The sequence below is a fragment of the Leptolyngbya sp. KIOST-1 genome (assembly GCF_000763385.1).
GTDB lineage: Bacteria > Cyanobacteriota > Cyanobacteriia > Phormidesmidales > Phormidesmidaceae > Nodosilinea.
Window position 1 is genome coordinate 1,030,993 of the sequence record NZ_JQFA01000004.1, and the last position, 18,142, is coordinate 1,049,134.

Consider the following 18,142-nt stretch of genomic DNA (forward strand, 5'->3'; position numbering starts at 1 on the left):
GCACACCCAATGTTACACCGCCCTACCCTTTCAGCAACTCCACCCCATCGCGCCCGTCCACCTCCTGCAAAAAGACTTTGACCTGCTCATCTTTGGCGGTGGGCAGCGCCTTGCCGACAAAGTCGGGACGAATCGGCAGCTCGCGGTGGCCGCGATCAATCAGCACCGCCAGGCGAATGGCGCTGGGTCGCCCGTAGTCGATCACTGCATTTAGCGCCGCGCGAATGGTGCGACCGCTAAAAATTACATCATCCACCAGCACCACCACCCTGTCGGTGATGTCGAAGAGAATCTCGGTGCGGGCCGGGGTGCGAGTGCTGATTTTGTCCAGGTCGTCGCGGTAGAGGGTGATATCGAGCGCCCCCACCGGCAGCGCTACCCCTTCCAGCCGCTGAATCTGCTGGGCCACCAGGTGGGCCAGGGGCACCCCCCGGGTGTGAATGCCCAGCAGCACCAGGCGGTTCAGGTCGCCGCCGTGTTCTACCACCTCCGAGGCCAAGCGGTTGAGGGTACGGCGCATTTCCTCGGCAGACAAGATTTCAACCACAGTGCTGCTGGCACTCATCGTCAGCTCTCCCGACAGCGGTAAAGACCCACTATAGCTGACCCTGGGATGGGGGCGGGGACGGTGAGGGGGGGAGGCGGTGGGGGGCTATTTTTTGTGCTTGCGGTCACAATCGAGCTGGAAGTTGTCCGGCAGCATACCAGTGGTAGCAGTTAATCGCTCAGGGTTGATTGGCGACGGCATGCGTATTTTGCTGGTAGAAGACGATGGGCGACTGGCCGATGCCCTGGCCGAAATTTTGATCGCCCAGCGCTACACCGTCGAGTTTGCCTGCGATGGGGAGACGGGGTGGAACCAGATCAGCGCGATCGCCTACGACCTGGTTTTGCTCGATGTCACCCTGCCCCGGCTGGATGGCATTGGCCTCTGCCAGCGGATGCGCGATCGCGGCCTCACCACCCCAGTGCTCATGCTCACCGCCCGCGACACCAGCTCCGACAAGGTGTTGGGCCTCGACGCCGGGGCCGACGCCTACATGGTCAAACCCTTTCACCTGGAAGAATTGCTGGCCCAGGTGCGGGCCCTGCTGCGCCGGGGCCAGGCCAGCGTCACCCCCAGGCTGAGCTGGGGGCCGCTCACCCTCGACCCCACCAGCTACGAAGTCACCTACCACCGCACCCCCCTGCGCCTGACGCCGAAGGAATTTGCCCTACTGGAGGCGCTGCTGCGCTACGGTCGCCGGGTGCTCAGCCGCACCGCCATCATCGACCAGATCTGGCACTGGCAGGAAGCCCCCGAAGACAACACCATCAAGAGCTACATCAAAACCCTGCGGGCCAAGCTCAAAGCAGCCGGAGCCCCCAAAGACTTTATTGAAACCGTCCACGGCCTGGGCTACCGGCTCAAGGCGATGGATTAGGGCGATGGATTAGAAACGCCGCCCCCAGCGGTAGCGAGTTTTGATGTTAGAAAACCGCAACAATCTCCACGATTTCTCCACTTTTCCATCCCCAAAATCTCTACCCCTCAGCCCTAATCTAAGTCCCTAAGTTGTCCAGGCAAGAAATTGGAAATGGGCTAATTCACCAGCATTTCTGTATCGAATAATGCAATCTTAGCCTAACAGTTGAAACTGGTCAAACCAGTAGCGCTGATTTGCCTGGTTCACCACAACCCCACCGTTGCTGAGATGAGGTAGAACCAACCATGAGTGACGACCAACTGCGACTAGAGACCGCCGGGGCAGCGGCCCAGGTGCTCGAAGAACCACCCCGTTCATCCCTGTTCCCGCCCGTGGATATGATCTACGGGCTCAACGATAAACCACCTCTGGGGCAGACCATTTCGGCGGCCCTCCAGCACGTGATGGCGGCTTTTGTGAATATCATTGCCCCAGCCCTGGTGGTGGGTAACGCGATCGGATTGGAAGCCAGCGACATCAGTTTTTTGATTAGCCTGTCGCTGCTGATGTCGGGGGTGTGTACCTTTATTCAAATTCACAAAGTTGGCCCGGTGGGTTCGGGGCTGCTGAGTATTCAAGGCACCAGCTTTGCCTTTGTGGGCACCCTGGTCACGGTGGGCACCAACGCCGTAGAGGGGGGCAGAACGCCGCTGCAAACCCTGGCCTACCTGCTGACGATTTGCATGCTGGCCTCGTTTATTGAAATCGGCCTCAGCTTCTTTATTGAACCGCTCAAAAAGGTGATGACGCCGTTGGTCAGCGGCATTGTGGTGCTGATGATTGGCCTCAGTTTAATTCAGGTGGCGATGGTGGCTATGGCCGGTGGCCCCGCCGCCCGCGCCGACGGCAGCTTTGCCAGTCTGCAAAACCTGGGGGTCTCGATGCTGGTGCTGACGGTGATCATGGTGCTGAACTTCACCGGCAACTCGTTTCTGCGGATGTCGGCCATTCTCATCGGCCTGGTGGTGGGCTACCTGGTGGCCGCGCCCCTGGGCATGCTCAACTTCAGCGGGCTGTCGCAGCTGTCCCTGGTGACGCTGCCCATCCCCTTCCGCTATGGGTTTGGCTTTGGCCTGGCGGGGTTTATTCCCCTGGCGTTTTTGTTTGTGATCACCACCATTGAGTCGATTGGCGACCTGACGGCGACCTCGATGCTGGTGGGCGAGCCGATTGAGGGGCCGCTGTACCTGAAGCGGGTGAAGGGTGGCATTTTGGGCGACGGGGTGAATTCTCTAATTGCCGCCATCTTCAACACCTTTCCCAACACCACCTTCAGCCAGAACAACGGCGTGATTCAGCTGACTGGGGTGGGCAGTCGCTACGTGGGCTATTTCATTGCGGGCATGCTGGCACTGCTGGGCCTATTCCCAATTATTGGCGGCCTGTTTCAGGCGATGCCCCAGCCGGTGCTCGGGGGGGCTACCCTGCTGATGTTTGCCTCGGTGGTGGCCTCGGGGATCAAAATTCTCAGCGGTGTGACCCTCAATCGTCGCAGCACGCTGATTTTGGTGGCCTCTCTAGGGCTGGGCATGGGGGTGTCCTTTGTGCCCGACGCCCTGGCCAATACCCCCTACCTGATTCGCGGTGTGTTCTCCTCGGGCATTGCCACCGGGGGCACCGTGGCGCTGCTGCTGAATATGATTGTTCCTGGGCCACGCGAGTAGGCTACCTGGGAATACTGGATTCAGCCATTGAAACAGTCCTTCAACCCAAAAGCAGGGGTCAAACGACCCCTGCTTTTTTCGCTAACAGGTTGTGCCAGTAGGCGACAGGCTACGACGGCGACAGGAATAGGGTGAGGGCGCGGTGGTCAAAGGACTGCACCTTGCCAGCGTCGTTCAGGTCTTCTACAACCCGGTTCAGCAGATCGGTGGCGCGATCGCGGTGCTGGTGTTCCCGCCCGCGCAGCCGCACTAAAAACTTGACCGAATCCCCTTTACTCAACCACTCAGTGGCTCGGTTGATGCGCAGGGCGTAGTCAGACTCGCCGATGTTAGGGCGAAACTTGACCTCTTTGACGGAGGGGCGAGAGGTCTGCTTCTGGCGCTTGTTTTGCTGGTACTGGAGCTTGCCGTAGTCCATGATTTTGGCCACTGGGGGGCCATCTTCACTGGGGGAAACGACGACCAGGTCGAGCTTGCTCTCTTTGGCCATTCTGAGGGCGTCTCTGGTGTCGGTGACGCCCAGGTTTTCGCCGGTCTGGGTGATCAGCAACACCTCAAGGTCTCTAATGTCGCGGTTGACGGTGGGTTTTGGTTTCTTAGCGATAGGACAAATCTCCGAATTCTACAAAACATAAGACGGGTTCCCCAGGATTGAGCGCATCGCGTCGATCCCTTAGTTCCTATTAAGGAAGACAGGTAGAACTGCAACAGCCCAGAGCCGAGAAGACCTCAGGAGTTAACCTGTAGGTACCTTAGCAAACTGGGGCCCGCTTTATTTTTCCTCTCAGGATACGCTGGGCCGATCACAGCTACATCTCCCCGCCGACGGGTTCTTTTTTTGGGGTGAAACTTTGTAACGCAGAGGCCGAGAGCTGAGATTAGCTGAACGTTAGTATTGGTAGCAGAACTATAACAAGCCTGGCTAAGGGTGTCAGGTGCCAGGTTTCAGGTTTTGGGACTGGTTGGCCGACTGACGCCGCAGAGTGCTAGGTAGCTTGAGAAATCCCCTGCTGAAACTGTCGGATGGCTGCTCCGGTGTCGGTTTCGGCCAGCAAGATACAGCGTCTAAGCAGATCTAGATCGAGATCTTGCAACCCTGCTAGCTGGCTGCGATCGCACTGCCCATACCCCTGCGTTGGCGTAGCCTCTCCCTCGGAGACTCGCGGCCCATAGACCACCAGCCCCCCCCAGCCTGTTTAGATCACTCCAATGGCAGTTCCACGGTGACGGTGGTGCCCTGGCCCTCGGTGCTGGCAATCTGCCAATGGCCCCGGTGTTGGGTAACCACGGTGTGGACGATCGCCAACCCCAGACCGCTGCCGGGGCGATCGCCCACATTGCTGCCCCGCTGAAAGGCCTCGCGAATAGAGGCCAGGTCGGCGGCGGGGATGCCCCGACCACCATCCTGCACAGCGATGGTAGCCCGCTCACCATCGCTGCTGAGGCTCAGGTGAATGGGGCGATCGCCGGGGGAGTAGTTGGCGGCGTTGAGCAGCAGGTTGGTGAGCAGCGATCGCATCAGCCGCCGATCCCAAAAGGCGGTGACCGGCGAACCTGGAGCGCTCAGGGCGATCGGCTGGCTCACCTGGGGCTGCACCTCCTCCATCACCTCCCGGCAGAACGTCACCGCGTCCACCAGGGCGGGGTGGAACTCCAACTTGCCCGCCTCGGCCCGGGTGAGGGTGAGCAGATCGGCGATCTGCTGGCCCATGTGCTGGGCGGTGGTCAAAATTCGATCCACCTTGGGCTGGGCCACCTCTAGGGAGGTCACGTCCCCCCGCAGCGACTCCGCCGACAGCAAAATGGTGCTCAGGGGGGTGCGCAGCTCGTGGGAGGCCATAGAGAAAAACTTCAGCTTCATTTCCCCCAGGGCGCGGGTGCGGGCCAGTTCGGCCTGCAGGCTGTGCAGAAACAGGGCCAGGGTGCCCGTCAGCAGCAGCCCGGTGAGCAGGGTCAAGGGCGCGCCGTAACCCTGGCCCAGGCCATAGGTGGCCGCTGGGGCAAAGGCCACCCGCCACTGACGCTGCCCCAGGGTGAGCAGGCGGGTGCAGTCCTGGGGTCGGGGGCACACCGCCCTCGAGGGGCGCAGGGGGTCTTCGGTCGCCACTACGGTCTGGCTCGCCGCCTCGTACTGGCCCAAAAACTGTCGCTCGGCCTCGGCATCCTGGTCATACAGGGCAAAGTCAATGTTGTAGTTGAGGTCTTGCAGCGCCTCTTCAACCACATCGGCTACCCGAAACACCCCCAGCACAATGCCCTCAAATTCCGCCTCGCGCGTCGGCCGATCGGGGGGAATGTCGCCGTTGGGGTAGAGCGGCAGCACCACCAAAAAACCAAACTGGTCGCGCTGCTCCTGCACCAGGCGAATGCGCTCGGTGGCCATGATCCGGCCCGTGGCGCGGGCGGGGGCAATGGCCGCAGCGCGGGTGGGGTCGGAGGCCAGATCGTAGCCCAGGGCGGCTTCGTTGGTGAGAAAGGGGGCGACGTAGGTGACGGGCACATACTCGGCCCGCGCCCCGGCCCGCCGCAGCTGGCCCGTGGGGGACAGCTCGGTAATGTCAAAGGTGGGGTAGCCCTCGGCCCGCACCCCGGCCACAAAGGCGGCGCGATCGCCCGCCCGCACCAGCGGGGCCCACTCCAGCGCCTGAATGCCGGGATAGGTGACCAGCGATCGCGCCACAAAGGCGGCAAAGTCCTGGCGCGATACGGGCTGCTCGGCCACCCGGTAGTAGTCGTGCAGAAAGGTTAGCACATCGGTGTAGCGGTTGAGGCTGCGCTGGAGCGCCGTGGCCAGATTCTCGCTCTGCTGCTGAAATTCGGCCTGCCGCTGCAGCGCCTCCCCCTGCCCCACAAATTGGGCTGCCCCCACCGATAGCACCGCTCCCAGCCCCAGGGTCAGCCCCATCAGGACGGGGTACCAGAGCGAGGGCCTGGTCATTACCCCTTTTAGCAGCGCCACTTGCACCCGTCTTTTTCCCCAGCCCTTGACACCGCTCAACCCCAACTACACTCACAGCAGCGGTACTAGCCGCGATTTTTGATAGTCATCACCTGCACAATCTGCTGGGCCAGCGATTTGGGAATTTCTAGAATTATGTAGAGGTCTTCTAAAAAGGCCTGCTCCTGGGGCGTGACCGTGCGATCGGACAGCACCAGATCGGTGGCGATCGCAAAGGCCGCCTCCCGCAGGTCCGGCGACAACACCTGCTTAGCCTGGTTCACCATCGCTCCGGGGCCGTCCTGCTTCAGGCGCTGGAGCAACGTGTCAAACAGGCGGTGCAGGGCCTCGCTGGAGTAGCTGCTAAACAGCGCCATCCGCGACAGCAGCATGGTCATATCCTGGCCCTCCTGCTCGGCCAGATAGCCATCGGCAGCGATCGCCACCATGGCAATACTGGCTAGGGCTTCCGCCGGACTCATCGGTGAATTGCTCATACTCTCCCCAAGCGCTGCCCAGTGTTCACCCGTAGCAAGGGCCTGTGGCAAGGAACAGTGTCCTCAGCGCCATAGTCATTGCTATAGTTTTCGGGTGCCACTATTCTTGCCCCAAAGCGGTCGGGGCGCAATCCAGTCGTCAGGAGTCTTTACAGCTAGCCATCTCCGCTAACCACGACATCAGTCAAATTGCTTAACCTTGTGATCGATCTCACCGCTGGCGGTGACAAATTGGCTAGGTTTTTGGGAACCTTCCAGTGATACTAAGGTTGACTCAACTTTAGCCGAGTCATCTACAGGGAACACACAACCAAACCGGCAAGCCCTCAACGGGTCTGTCGGTTTTTTTTGTCAAAGGTCCATGCGCATACTGCACCCTCTTGGGCTGGGCAAACGCCTATGCCCCTACTTGGGTTGGGCAAACGCCTATGCCCCTACGCAATCTGTCTGTAAGGCGTTGGGTTGAGGGGTGGCCCTGCTGGCACCTCAACCCATCAGCCGTCCAGGGTTCCGGCCGCCTGCCGGTAAAAGCCCTGCATATCCTCAAACCACTGCCGCCGCGACTCATCCCAGGTGTAGAACATGTGGCCCCCCTGAAAGTGGCGCAGGGTGAGATTGGGGCGCAGGTCATCGCTGAGGGCCATCTGGTCCACCAGGTGGTTGGAAGAAAAGTAGGGCGTCACCAGGTCGTAGATGCCGTGGGTGATGTAGACCTTCAGGTAGGGGTTGAGGGCCATGCCCACCCGCAGATCGTCCACCGAACCCACAAACCCCTGGCGGTAGTCGCTTTCGGGCAAAAACTCCCAGGCTTTGAACACCTCGAAGCTGAGCAGGTTGTAGGTGAGGGTGGTGTTGACCCCCAGGGTGGAGCGCAGGTGGCTGTTGATGGCGCCGGTAAACAGGCGATCGATGCCCTCCAGGGTGGGGTCGGTGCCCTCGTGCAGCACGCGATCGGGGAAGGGGTCGATCGCCGTCACCGAGCCATCGTAGAGGCCCAAAATCCGCTGTTGGTGGCGCAGCAACTCCCGGGCAAAGACCGCGATATCGATTCGGCCCCGGTGGCGCTGCACCACCTCCGGGGGCAGGCCAATCAGCTCGGCCAACTGGCCAAACACGCGCTGCTGGTCCTCGGCGGCGGCGGTGCGGCCCAGGGCCAGCAGCGGGATCAGCGTTTTGCGGGCGAACTCGGCGGCTTTGGCCCCGTGGGCGGCGGGGCTATCGGGGGTATCGACCCGACCGTGGTAGACCGCCGTCGCCGCCATCGACGGGATTACCGTAGCCCAGCCGCTGAGGTTGTAGTCGTTGCCCTCCAGCAGCATGAACTCCATTACCGGGGAGATCAAAACGGCCCCGCACAGGCCCACGCCGTAGTCCTGCTGGAGTTTGCGGCAGAGTTTGGCCACCCGAAAGCCGCCGTAGCTTTCTCCAGCAATAAAAATCGGCGACAGCCAGCGGTGGTGGGCCGACAGGTAGCCCTGGATAAACTCGCCCAGAGCCCTGAGGTCGCGATCGACCGTCCAGAATTTTTTGGCGCTGTCGTCGGGTTTGTCGTCGGGCTTGGGGGACGATTTCTCGCCCGCTTTTTCCTCAGTTTTCTCGGCCTTGTCGTCATCCCTGGGCAGGGTGCGACTAAAGCCGGTGCCCAGCGGGTCGATAAACACCAGGTCGGTGAAGCTCAGCCAGCTCTCGCCATTGTCGGTGACCTGTACTGGGGGGCGGGGCAGGCTGCCGTCGGGGTTGAACATCACCCGGCGCGGTCCCAGCGCCCCCATGTGCAGGTAGGCCGAGGCCGCCCCAGGGCCGCCGTTGAACACAAAGGTCAGCGGTCGCTGGGCCGGGTTTTGGTCGGCTTTGGTGTAGGCCACGTGAAACAGCTCAGCCACGGGCTTATCGTTTTCGTAAAGGGTTTGCCACTGGGCCGAGGCGGTGTAGGGGTGGCTGCCCTGGGGGGTGGTAAGCAGGTGCTCGGTGGTGTTGCCCTGCCGCTGGGAAGTTGCTGGCATGAAGATGCGGTAAAAAGACTCTTCATTGTTATAGCGCGGGGCGATCGCACAGGTACTAATAGCTATAGGTGTGCTTCCCGCAGAGATACTCGTTTTGAGTTGGTTTCCGAACCCACTGCAAATGGCCTAATTCTTTGCTCCGGAGCGGACGTCGCTCCTGGTGAAGATTTAGATTAGGTTAAGGGCTGATGTCAGTTGACGGTTAACGGCGGGAGCATCGCCGATCGCAGTCCTGGCTGGCTTGGGGTCGGGCGTGGCAGGGCTGATGCCAGAGGGCTTGGGCCAAATGTGATGACACGCCCTGGATCAATCACTGTCTGCGTTTGGAGTTAAGACCTGATGAGATGGCTATTGCTCGACATTGTCAGAGCCTTTAACAACGTCTACAGCGGCTGGATTGCCTGGAATTTGTTTTTGGCGGCCATTCCGCTGCTGCTGAGCTTTGTGCTCTTTCGTCGCCAAACCCTGGCCAAGCGGTGGTTTTTGCCAGCCTGCGTGCTGACGGGGGCGATCGGGGTGCTGGGCCTGGGCCCTCGCGTCCCTCGGGTTATCTATGGCCTCGCCAACCTGGCCCGAGCTAATGCCAGCGGTGGCCTGTTTTCCTGGTTGGAGCTGCTTTGGCTGCTGGTAATTACGGCCCTGGCCACGCTGCTCAGCCTCGGAATTTTTAAGACTAAGCGGGACTCCCAGGGGTGGCTATGGTGGGTGGGACTGGTGGTGTTTTTAATTTTCCTACCCAACGCCCCCTACGTGCTCACCGATATTATTCACCTGATTCGCGGCACCAGTTCGGGGCAAGTTCGCATTTTGGTGGTGGCGCTGGTGTTCATTCCCATCCATGCTGTCGCCATTTTGCTGGGCTTTGAGGCCTACGTCGTCTCCATTCTCAACCTGGTCCACTACCTCAAACAGTCCGGCGCAAAGACCATGGTTCTACCCCTGGAACTAACGATCCATGCCCTCAGCGCGGTGGGCATTTACCTGGGTCGGTTTCTGCGGTTCAACAGCTGGGATCTGGTCCTTGCCCCCACCAGTGTGCTGGTGGACACCCTCGACGCCCTGACCTCCAGGCGGCCCGCCGCCGTGATTCTGGTCACCTTTTTGATTTTGGCCAGCCTGTACTGGGTGATGAAGCAGATCACCCTGGGGCTGGTGCTGCGGTTTCGCTACGCCCGCCAGGGAATTGATGTGGTTTAGCCTGGGCGCTGGGGCAATGTCCGGAGCGGGTCGTGCAGACAATGTAGGACTAAGCGGGCACTTTAGTCCCAGGGCTTGTCATCAGCGTGTCAACCGTAGCGGTCCATTGATGACAGCCCCCTGGCGTTACTGGCGGCGGCTATGTCATTTAAAACCAGCGTGCAGCACTTTCAAACCCTGATCACCTCGTTTCATCCCATTGTGGTGATCGACACCCTCGAAGAGGAACGGGTGCAGAAACTGATCGGCGCGGCCTGTAGCGATATGCAGATGGCGGCCTTTGAGTGGAGCATTGCCCAGGGGCTGATGCGATCGCCCGACAGCCCGGACAACCGCTGGCAGAACGAGTACACGCCCCCCGGCACCAGGCGCGGCCAGGCCTTGCCCAAAACCGCCGAACCCATCGACATGCTGCGCCACATTCAAGACCTCAATCTGAAGGCGATTTTCTGGCTCAAGGACTTTGCCCACCACCTCAAGGACCCGGTGGTGGCGCGGCTGCTGCGGGAAGTGGCCGATCAGTTTTCCCACCACCGCTCGACCCTGGTGATCAGCGGCAGCGGCCAGACCCTACCGCCCGAAATTGCCCACGATGCCGTCTATTTCGACATCAAGCTGCCCGAACCCGAGGAGCTGTATGGGGCGGTGTCGGAGGTGGTGCGGGTGCTGAAGGGCCGCGTCAAGGTAGAGCTGACCCCCGAAGACATTCACGCCCTGGTCAAGGCACTCCAGGGCATGACCCTGAGCCAAACCCGCAAAGTGGTGTCCTACGCCGCCCTCCACGACGGCAAACTCAACGCCGACGACATTAAGCGGGTGCTGGCGCGCAAAGCCCGCGTCATCCACGAAGAAGGGCTGCTCGACTACTTCCCGCCCGAGACCAACCTGGCCCAACTAGGCGGCTTTGAGGGGCTCAAGGGCTGGCTCAACTGTGCCCGGGTGGGCTTTACCCCCCAGGCGCGCCAGTACAACCTGCCCGCCCCAAAGGGCATTCTGATTGTGGGCATTCAGGGTTGCGGCAAGTCGCTGGCGGCCAAGACTATCGCCCGCCAGTGGCAGCTGCCCCTGCTCAAACTCGATGCCGGGCGCCTCTACGACAAGTACATCGGCGAGTCCGACAAAAACTTTCGCCGCGCTGTCACCATGGCCGAAACCATGGCCCCCTGCATTCTCTGGATTGACGAAATCGAAAAAAGCATGGGCCAGACCAGCGGCGAGGCCGACGGCGGGCTGAGCCGTCGCCTGTTTGGCTACTTTCTTACCTGGCTGCAGGAGAAATCCCAGGAAATTTTTGTGGTGGCCACCGCCAACGACCTGTCGGCCATTCCCCCTGAGCTGCTGCGTAAGGGACGCTTTGACGAAATTTTCTTTGTCGATTTGCCCGAGGCTGTTGAGCGCCGCGATATTCTCGCCATTCACCTGGGTCGCCGGCAGCAGGGGCACGACGCCTTTGACCTGGATGAGCTGGTGGTGGCCACGGAGGGCTTTAGCGGAGCCGAGATTGAGCAGGCGGTGATCACCGCCTACTACCGCGCCCTGCACGAAAATCGGGCCGCCGACACCGCCCTGCTGCTCGAAGAGATTAAGCGCACGGTGCCCCTCTCGGTGACCCGCCGCGAGGACATTCAGCGGCTGCGGGCGATCGCCCAGGAGCGCTTTGTGGTGGCTCGCTAGGGGCTGTCAGCCTGGCCGCGATCGCCTGTCACCTCCCTGTCATATTTGCTGCTGACCTTGAAGGAACACATTTCCTTACGGGAGGGCTTAATGGTTATGGACTGGCAGGCAATTTTGCACTGGCTGTATGTGGGGGGAATGGCCCTGGGGGCGCTGCACTTCTGGACCCTCAGCCGCAATCCGAAGGGGGTGCCCCAGTACGAATACGCGGTGGCTATTTTTATTCCAATCTGGTCGGGGCTGGCCTATATGGCGATGGCTCTGGAGCAGGGCAAAGTGGAGGCGGCGGGGCAGTTGGCCCACTACGCCCGATACCTGGACTGGGTTGTGACCACGCCGCTGCTGTTGCTGGCCCTGAGTTGGACGGCCATGCAGTTTTTGCCCAAAAAAGACTGGACGTTGATTGGGGCCCTGATGGGCACCCAGGTCGTGGTGATTGGGACGGGGCTAATTGCCGATCTGTCGGAGCGAACGGAGGTACGGTACCTGTGGTACTTCTGTGGGGTGGCGGCTTTTCTGGTGGTGATGTGGGGCATCTGGGCACCGCTGCGGGCTAAAACCCGCGCCCAGGGGCAGGAACTGTCGGATCTGTACGACAAGCTGCTGATTTACTTTACTGTGCTGTGGATTGGCTACCCGGTGGTGTGGATTATTGGTCCCTCGGGCCTGGGGCTGATCAACCAGACCACCGATACCCTGCTGTTTTGCGTCCTACCCTTTTTCTCGAAGGTGGGCTTTAGTTTTCTCGACCTGCACGGACTGCGATCGCTGCAAGCCCCCGGCACCGCTAGCGAAACTGACCATGTGGTGCGCTCCACTTTCAGCATCTGGGGCATTCCCATCGCCCTGCAGCCGTCGCAGCGTCGAGGCCCCCGCTACCGGTTCAAAGACTCCCGTTAGCGCCGTCCTGGGCCAGGTCGATGGGCACGATTTGCCCCTGACCCCACAGGATTGAGAAACCCAAGGGAGCCACTCAGGGAGAACTCGTTAATGGTGTAGGGTGCGTCATCGCCTAGAGCGTCGGTACAGTATTTGTTGTGCAGCAAGGCTATGGGCATGCGAGCCACAACTGCGGCGGTAAGCCCCAAGGTGCTACTGGGGCCATTTCGCTGGCCCCAGTAGCACCTCGACCAGAGGCGTCGCCCCTGCTGGGGCGCTAACGCGAACATTGGCCGCCCTGGACCTGACGGAAAGGAGCGATCGATCATCGGTTTAAACTTTTGTGCTGCCAAGGAATCGGTAGGGATCTGTAAACCCTGCGATGACAGATTCGAGATCGCAGCCATACTGAACCGGTGCTCTAGCGTGACGCACCCACCCCGAACCTGGCGGTGGGTTGGGCTTCGCCCCTAGGCGGCCTACTCCGCCAAGCGCTGGTTAATCTGCTCCAGCAGAACCGGATCGCGCTGGGCCTGGTACAAAATCTGGTCAAACTCTTCCACGGTCAAATCTTCGGCTTGAATGGCCGCGGCCATGGTCTCGTAGCCCGCAGACTGGATCGCCACCACCTGCTCGGCGGCGGTGCGGAAAGGGGCAACCTGCGGCGGCGGTAGCTCAGCGCCATTGGATTCCTGGAGGGTCTGCACCAGACGGTTGAACTCATCCATCGTCAGCCCTTCGGCCTCAACGGCGGCCACGATCGCGGCCTGAGTGGCCTGCTCAATCCCTCGAACGCTCTGTAAAGCGCTGACGAAGCGATCGAGCTGGTCGTCATCCAGGTCGAGGGGGGTGGTCTGGGGGGCTGGGGCCTGGGCCAGACCTGGGGCGGGCAGAACCGCCGCAGACAGACCCAGCAGGACTGCGGCCAGCGATCCGGATAGCAGGGCTGCTTTGAGCATGGGTAACGTCCTCATCGGGGGTTGGGTCCGGTCGAGTTGAGCGGTGGTTCAGAGGTTTCGAGATTGCCGGGCAGGCGCGGGTGCCGTGGGCTGCGGCACCACGAAATACGGCCGCAGCCGAACCAACCGCCCAGTCTTAAATTCCTGGATTCACTCTCTGGTGGCGCACTGGGGCTGATTGTTTTGAGTTCCTGGGCCCGGAATGGAGCGCACGTATAGAAATAGGCTTGGCGCTAAATGTGACTAGAAAATGACAGCGCCTCCCAGCCCACGGCAGCGGTGAGGCCCTGTCACTTTTTGGTCATGTTTGGCTGGAAGTCTGGAGGAGAGGGGATAGGAGAAGAGGAATGAGAAGTTTATTAATGCGAAACCCGATCGCGATCGCAACGGCCTGGATCGGGATTTATCTGGCCATTATTTTGTCTCCCCTGCTGATGTTGCTGCTGTACCCCACCGCCCCTGGGCGGGGGTTTTGGCTGGAGTTTTCGGTGGCCCTGGGCTTCATTGGGTTGGCCATGATGGTGCTGCAGTTTGCCCTCACGGCCCGCATTCGCACGTTCGAATCCGCCTACGGCATCGACGTGATTTTGCAGTTTCACCGCTACACCTCGGTGGTAGCGTTTCTGCTGATTCTGGTGCACCCAATCATTTTATTTGTCACCGATCCAGAGACGTTGCAGCTGCTGAACTTTTTTGAGGCCCCCTGGCGCGCCAGGGCGGCGGTGATCGCCACCCTGGCGCTGACGCTGCTGGTGGTCACCTCCATCTGGCGCAAAAAACTCAACATTCCCTACGAACCCTGGCGGCTGTGGCACGGTATTTTTGCCGTCACCGCCGTGGGGCTGGGGCTGGCCCACGGCTTTGGGGTGGGCAACTACCTGAGTTTGGAGTGGAAAATTGCCCTGTGGAGCCTGTTTGGGCTGGCGGCCCTGTGGATGCTGATTTTTGTCCGGCTGATCAAGCCCTGGCAAATGACCCAGCACCCCTACCTGGTGGAAAAAGTCGTCCCCGAGCGAGGCGATGTGTGGACCCTGGTACTGCGCCCCCGGGGCCACAACGGGTTCACCTTTCAGCCCGGCCAGTTTGCCTGGCTCACCCTCAACATTTCCCCCTTCCGCATGCGTGAGCATCCATTTTCCATGGCCTCCAGTGGTGACCAGGAGGACTGCCTGGAGTTTGGCATCAAAGCCGTGGGCGACTTTACCAACCAGATCAAAACGGTTAAACCGGGCACGGTTGCGTTTCTGGATGGGCCCTACGGGGTGTTTACCTTCGATCGCTACTGGGATGCCGCCGGGTTTGTGATGATTGCGGGCGGCATTGGCATCACCCCAATCATGAGCATGCTGCGCACCGCCGCCGATCGCCAGGACGATCGCCCCTTTTCGCTGATCTACTCCAGTTCCACCTGGGACGACATCACCTACCAGGAAGAGCTGGAGGAGCTAAAGGAAAAGCTCGACCTCACGGTGGTGCACGTTCTGCGCAACGCCGAGGACGACTGGAGCGGCGAAACGGGCTACGTCGATCAGGACCTGCTCGAACGCTACATCCCTATCCACCGGGGCAGCCGCCACTACTTCATCTGCGCCAATCCCAAAATGATGGACCAGGTCGAGCGCGCTCTGCATCAGCTAGAGGTGCCCGTCACCCACCTTCACATGGAACACTACAACCTGGTTTGAGGAGTAAGTCCGATGCGCTACAGCATCATGCTGCAACTGGTGGCCAGCATTAGCACCTTTTTTGTGGCCGCCGCCGCCCTATTTGCCTGGATTCAAAACCGACAGCTGGTGCCTGACCCGGAGATCGAGCGAATGTCTGCGATTCAACTACCCCAGGAGCATCACTTACCCCAGGAGCATCACTCCCAGGGTAGCCTCCAAAACGTCAGTCGCCGGGCTCGCGCTGAGCCCTGAGCGGGTCGTGAATGGTGTACTGGGTCAGCCGTTGAACGGTGACCGGAGATAGGTTGAGGGCACGGGCAATTTGCCTTTCCACCTCATCCAGGTAGGCCGTTTCCAGTTCGATCGCAACGCTCTGGGCCTGGCGATCGCTGGGATTGACCGCGACCTCAGTAAGGCCCCGGCTCCGATCGACTCGGGCTCGGATCAGGCGAATGTCGCTCCCCTGGTCCTGGCCAAGGGGCTCGGTAGGGAAGAGCTGAGCACTGCGATCGCTCCGGTGGAGAACTTGTTCTGTAACAAGCATGCCGACCAGCCAGAACAGGCCACCTGCCAGCGGCAGGAGCAACCAGAAGGTCGTTCCCAGGGTTGAGAAAGGCTGTACCCATGGACGCATTGACATGGCAATTTTCCGACTCATCCCCTCACCATACCGATGGACCCGAGGGCTGAAATCTAACCGGAGAAGGACGTGATCGCCGAGCAGCACCACCCCTGACCCCTCTGCCCTGTACAGCCTGGCCCCACCGAACGACAGCAAAACTGGCCTAACCAGGGGCCGGATTAAACCCGACTTTGGACCGAGTTAGACCCCAATTCAGACCAGTTTCAACCGTTGATTTCCGACAGATATGCTGCACTGAACTAGAGGAGGCATCCATGCCACTCCGCACCCTGATTGTCCTGATCTCCCTGGGAGTCCTGGCGGGCTTCCTGGGCTTCCAGCTAGAGCTGACGCTGCCCAATCGACCGCCGGATCTAGCCTCCACCTACACCCCACTCACCCAGCCCGCCCCTAAAGGGCTGGGCTCCTACGACGTCCTGGGTCATACCGTGAGCCGGGCGGAGGCGGCCCAGCTGCTGCAAACTGAAGCCGGCAAACAGCAACTTTCCCCTGACAATGGGGCAGTCGAAATCACCGAGGATCTGCTGGATCTCGGGCGCGAGACGTTTTATCAGCAGACCTTTGGCAACGAAGTGTTGTTTACCGACCTGGTCGGCATTCTGGATGGTCCCCTGGGACTGCCCAAGCTGACCAAAGCGATTCTGGCCCTGAAGGGACAACCCACCGACAACCTGCAGGTGACGCTGGATGAAACGCTGGAGCTGGGCGATCGCACCTTTCCAGCCGGCACCGTGATCAACACCGGCCTGGATGTGCCGAAGGGCTCCGTCTTTCCCCTCGGGCTGGTCACCCACATTGACCACGCCCGACCCAAGGTGGGCATCACCTGCGCCCTCTGCCACGCCACCGTCAATGCCGACACCGGCAAAATTATCGAAGGGGCTACCAATACCGACGTTAACCTGGGCATGCTGCTGGCGTTGGCGCCCAACTCGGCGGCCCTGTTTCGCCAGACCGACGTCAACCCTACCGAGATGCCGGCGGGCGATCGCACCTATCTCAACGACGAGGGCGAGGTGGGGCACCTGCCCGACATTGAGCAGCTAGAGACCGCCGTAGACGGGGCGCTGCTGTCCTGGCCGCCGGGCAACTTCGTCTCCAACGGCGACATGAACAACAACTCCGCCCAGGTGCCCTCCTCCTATACCCATGAGGCGTTTCCCTACGCCTGGAGCGGGGTGGCCTCCATCGGCTGGTTCCACGGGCTGACCACCCTCAACAATGCCGTCTTTGGCCTCAATGCCGACCCCACCACCACCGCCGATGCCGCCCCAAAGGTGCTGGGCATTGGTAAGGAAACCTACCTGGGGACCATGTTCCAAAACGCCGCCAGCGATCGCCTTCGGCTGCCGGAAGGGGCGCGCCCGTCGGAATTTTTTGACGCGATCGACCCTACCCCCGGTGCCCCCGGCCTCAACGCCACCATCAAAATGCCGGAATACCCCAACGGCACCCTGTTTATGCAGAACGGCCTGATGGCCGCTACCCCCGGGCACCTGGTCGCCGCCCAACTCAACGGCATGTCGGCCTGGCAAAACACCCTGGCCCCACCCCCCAACGACATCGTACAGGACGTGGCCTCGGTGCAGCGGGGAGCCAAACTCTTTGACGATGCCAACTGTGCCACCTGCCACAGCGGCCGCTACTTCACCAACCACCGGGTGATTGCCCAGCGGGAAGTGAAAACCCAGCCGGTGCGGGCGCCAGCCTCCAAGGATTTTGCCGAGGCTTTTGTCGAGCCCGACACCTATGCCCCCAACGTGCCCGTACCGCTGCCCGCCGACCCGGCGGTGCTGCCGGTGCCCACCGACATCACCCCCAAGGAAGACATCCAGCTCGCCTACGCCCAGAGTGACCCCAAGGGAGGCTACAAGGTGATGAAGCTGATCGGTGCCTACCTGCACGCCCCCTACCTGCACGACGGCGGCGTTGCTGCTAGCGCCACCGCGCTCAAACCCGAGCCAGACGGCTGGTTTACCGTCGCCGACCCGGCCCAGATTGGCATGGTGGGCACCTTTATGCGGGGCATCAGACCCGACCCGGCCGCCAGCCTGCGCATGCTGGTCGATCGCAATCTGCGGGAACCGATGGTGGAGGTCAATCGAGCCAGTCCCGACCTGCAGCGGGCCAATGTCAGCGGCCAGGGCCACGACTACTGGGTAGACCAGCAGGCCGGGTATCAGCCCCAGGACCAGACCGATCTGGTTAACTTCCTGCTGTCCCTGGATGACGACCCGATCGCCCTGCCGCCGTCGGTGAGCCCAGAGCGGGCCGAGGCCAACCTGGCCCTGGGACCGGATAACAGCAAAGCCGACGCCCACAACCCCGCATCCTAAACGGCCCAACCCCTAGGGGCGTGCGCCCTGCCCAACCCGGGGTAACCAAACAGGATTCGGTACAACCCCCAATCGCAGTACCAGCACCTGCCCAATAGCCGCTACCCTATCAGCTCAGCTGAGTTGATGGGGTATCCCACAATGACTCTCGAACATGCCCCGGACAGCGGGAGAGCCAATCAGGAACCGAAGTTAACCGATCGTTAGGGTTTCCATAAT

The 18,142-nt window shown here is 61.0% G+C and carries 15 protein-coding genes; 8 read left to right on the forward strand and 7 right to left on the reverse strand.

Annotated elements, in window-relative coordinates; genetic code table 11:
* Positions 1-22 precede the first annotated feature (22 nt).
* Positions 23-565 (reverse strand): bifunctional pyr operon transcriptional regulator/uracil phosphoribosyltransferase PyrR, encoded by a 543-nt coding sequence (gene pyrR / locus NF78_RS21570; protein ID WP_197064938.1) that lies wholly within the window; start codon positions 563-565, stop codon positions 23-25.
* A 142-nt stretch (positions 566-707) separates the two neighbouring features.
* On the opposite strand from pyrR, the gene NF78_RS21575 reads away from it, so the two are divergent.
* Together NF78_RS21575 and NF78_RS21580 are read left to right on the forward strand one after the other, a co-directional pair.
* Positions 708-1,424: a response regulator transcription factor gene (locus tag NF78_RS21575; protein WP_318655497.1), complete on the forward strand. Its 717-nt coding sequence runs from the start codon at positions 708-710 to the stop codon at positions 1,422-1,424.
* Positions 1,425-1,711: 287 nt separating this feature from the next.
* Positions 1,712-3,130 carry a uracil-xanthine permease family protein gene (locus NF78_RS21580; protein ID WP_035991557.1) on the forward strand — a complete coding sequence of 473 codons (1,419 nt, stop codon included), beginning with the start codon at positions 1,712-1,714 and terminating at the stop codon, positions 3,128-3,130.
* Positions 3,131-3,239: 109 nt separating this feature from the next.
* Here the strand turns inward: NF78_RS21580 and infC are convergent, their stop codons facing one another.
* The 4 genes from infC to NF78_RS21600 all read right to left on the reverse strand — a co-directional run bounded on the left by infC (position 3,240) and on the right by NF78_RS21600 (position 8,568).
* Positions 3,240-3,743, reverse strand: a complete 504-nt coding sequence (gene infC, locus NF78_RS21585) for a translation initiation factor IF-3 (RefSeq protein ID WP_081972824.1) — start codon at positions 3,741-3,743, stop codon at positions 3,240-3,242.
* Between the two features lie 588 nt (positions 3,744-4,331).
* Entirely contained in the window at positions 4,332-6,068 is a 1,737-nt protein-coding gene (locus tag NF78_RS21590) for a CHASE domain-containing protein (RefSeq protein ID WP_035993620.1), read from the reverse strand.
* Positions 6,069-6,154: 86 nt separating this feature from the next.
* Positions 6,155-6,565: a tellurite resistance TerB family protein gene (locus tag NF78_RS21595; RefSeq protein ID WP_035991562.1), complete on the reverse strand. Its 411-nt coding sequence runs from the start codon at positions 6,563-6,565 to the stop codon at positions 6,155-6,157.
* A gap of 494 nt (positions 6,566-7,059) precedes the next feature.
* Positions 7,060-8,568 (reverse strand): S10 family peptidase, encoded by a 1,509-nt coding sequence (locus tag NF78_RS21600; protein ID WP_035991564.1) that lies wholly within the window; start codon positions 8,566-8,568, stop codon positions 7,060-7,062.
* 339 nt (positions 8,569-8,907) lie between these two features.
* Here NF78_RS21600 and NF78_RS21605 point away from each other — a divergent pair, with 339 nt between their 5' ends.
* From NF78_RS21605 to NF78_RS21615, 3 genes are all read left to right on the forward strand, one after another.
* Positions 8,908-9,765 carry a DUF1361 domain-containing protein gene (locus NF78_RS21605; protein WP_035991566.1) on the forward strand — a complete coding sequence of 286 codons (858 nt, stop codon included), beginning with the start codon at positions 8,908-8,910 and terminating at the stop codon, positions 9,763-9,765.
* A 141-nt stretch (positions 9,766-9,906) separates the two neighbouring features.
* Positions 9,907-11,439 (forward strand): AAA family ATPase, encoded by a 1,533-nt coding sequence (locus NF78_RS21610; RefSeq protein ID WP_035991569.1) that lies wholly within the window; start codon positions 9,907-9,909, stop codon positions 11,437-11,439.
* A 90-nt stretch (positions 11,440-11,529) separates the two neighbouring features.
* Positions 11,530-12,339, forward strand: a complete 810-nt coding sequence (locus NF78_RS21615) for a bacteriorhodopsin (RefSeq protein ID WP_263970674.1) — start codon at positions 11,530-11,532, stop codon at positions 12,337-12,339.
* Positions 12,340-12,797: 458 nt separating this feature from the next.
* On the opposite strand, the gene NF78_RS21620 is transcribed toward NF78_RS21615, so the two are convergent.
* Positions 12,798-13,277: a DUF4168 domain-containing protein gene (locus tag NF78_RS21620; RefSeq protein WP_035991573.1), complete on the reverse strand. Its 480-nt coding sequence runs from the start codon at positions 13,275-13,277 to the stop codon at positions 12,798-12,800.
* Positions 13,278-13,624: 347 nt separating this feature from the next.
* Here NF78_RS21620 and NF78_RS21625 point away from each other — a divergent pair, with 347 nt between their 5' ends.
* Both NF78_RS21625 and NF78_RS21630 read left to right on the forward strand, forming a co-directional pair.
* Positions 13,625-14,962, forward strand: a complete 1,338-nt coding sequence (locus NF78_RS21625; RefSeq protein ID WP_197064939.1) for a ferric reductase-like transmembrane domain-containing protein — start codon at positions 13,625-13,627, stop codon at positions 14,960-14,962.
* A gap of 12 nt (positions 14,963-14,974) precedes the next feature.
* Entirely contained in the window at positions 14,975-15,196 is a 222-nt protein-coding gene (locus NF78_RS21630; protein WP_035991577.1) for a hypothetical protein, read from the forward strand.
* Here NF78_RS21630 and NF78_RS21635 read toward each other — a convergent pair.
* The gene (locus NF78_RS21635) at positions 15,168-15,584 is read right to left on the reverse strand and encodes a hypothetical protein (RefSeq protein WP_156119919.1); all 417 of its coding nucleotides are present in this window, start codon (positions 15,582-15,584) and stop codon (positions 15,168-15,170) included. The two genes, NF78_RS21630 and NF78_RS21635, sit on opposite strands and share 29 nt — an antisense overlap.
* 257 nt (positions 15,585-15,841) lie before the next feature.
* On the opposite strand from NF78_RS21635, the gene NF78_RS21640 reads away from it, so the two are divergent.
* On the forward strand, positions 15,842-17,923 hold the full coding sequence (locus NF78_RS21640) for a di-heme oxidoredictase family protein (RefSeq protein WP_052050825.1): 2,082 nt from the start codon (positions 15,842-15,844) through the stop codon (positions 17,921-17,923).
* The last annotated feature ends 219 nt before the right edge of the window (positions 17,924-18,142 follow it).

What these genes read in the sequence shown, in the direction of transcription:
- NF78_RS21620 (WP_035991573.1), bottom strand. Translation starts at nt 13,277, where the DNA reads ATGCTCAAAGCAGCCCTGCTATCCGGATCGCTGGCCGCAGTCCTGCTG.
- NF78_RS21590 (WP_035993620.1), bottom strand. Translation starts at nt 6,068, where the DNA reads ATGACCAGGCCCTCGCTCTGGTACCCCGTCCTGATGGGGCTGACCCTG.
- NF78_RS21610 (WP_035991569.1), top strand. Translation starts at nt 9,907, where the DNA reads ATGTCATTTAAAACCAGCGTGCAGCACTTTCAAACCCTGATCACCTCG.
- NF78_RS21580 (WP_035991557.1), top strand. Translation starts at nt 1,712, where the DNA reads ATGAGTGACGACCAACTGCGACTAGAGACCGCCGGGGCAGCGGCCCAG.
- NF78_RS21595 (WP_035991562.1), bottom strand. Translation starts at nt 6,565, where the DNA reads ATGAGCAATTCACCGATGAGTCCGGCGGAAGCCCTAGCCAGTATTGCC.
- NF78_RS21640 (WP_052050825.1), top strand. Translation starts at nt 15,842, where the DNA reads ATGCCACTCCGCACCCTGATTGTCCTGATCTCCCTGGGAGTCCTGGCG.
- NF78_RS21615 (WP_263970674.1), top strand. Translation starts at nt 11,530, where the DNA reads ATGGTTATGGACTGGCAGGCAATTTTGCACTGGCTGTATGTGGGGGGA.
- pyrR (WP_197064938.1), bottom strand. Translation starts at nt 565, where the DNA reads ATGAGTGCCAGCAGCACTGTGGTTGAAATCTTGTCTGCCGAGGAAATG.
- NF78_RS21625 (WP_197064939.1), top strand. Translation starts at nt 13,625, where the DNA reads ATGAGAAGTTTATTAATGCGAAACCCGATCGCGATCGCAACGGCCTGG.
- NF78_RS21605 (WP_035991566.1), top strand. Translation starts at nt 8,908, where the DNA reads ATGAGATGGCTATTGCTCGACATTGTCAGAGCCTTTAACAACGTCTAC.
- NF78_RS21630 (WP_035991577.1), top strand. Translation starts at nt 14,975, where the DNA reads ATGCGCTACAGCATCATGCTGCAACTGGTGGCCAGCATTAGCACCTTT.
- NF78_RS21600 (WP_035991564.1), bottom strand. Translation starts at nt 8,568, where the DNA reads ATGCCAGCAACTTCCCAGCGGCAGGGCAACACCACCGAGCACCTGCTT.
- NF78_RS21635 (WP_156119919.1), bottom strand. Translation starts at nt 15,584, where the DNA reads ATGTCAATGCGTCCATGGGTACAGCCTTTCTCAACCCTGGGAACGACC.